Raw genomic sequence first — 247 nt, 5'->3', positions numbered from 1 at the left:
GCCCAGCCGCGACGAGGCGAAGCCGGGGGCGTCGTTGACGACCACCGGGGTCTTGCCGAGGCCCTCGACCCACTGCACCGAGAGCCGTCTGAGCTGCCCGCCGGTGTGCTTCGAGTTCACGACCTCCACGAGCTTCGAGGCCGGCACGGGGTTGAAGAAGTGCAGTCCGCAGAACCGCTCGGGGCGTCCCAGCTGCTCGGCCAGCCCGTCCACGGACAGCGAGGAGGTGTTGGTGGCCAGCCACGCG

At 70.9% G+C, this 247-nt stretch carries 1 protein-coding gene; it reads right to left on the bottom strand.

What is annotated here, in order from left to right; translation table 11 throughout:
* Nucleotides 1-247, bottom strand: a 247-nt coding sequence (locus tag AC6CH6_RS17895) for a 3-hydroxyacyl-CoA dehydrogenase family protein (protein WP_498256167.1), incomplete at both ends; no start/stop codon positions are given.

The sequence above is a fragment of the Kocuria sp. GQ42 genome, assembly GCF_059758435.1.
The sequence above is the reverse complement of the archived record's forward strand: the minus strand, read 5'-3'. Positions and strand labels throughout refer to the sequence as shown.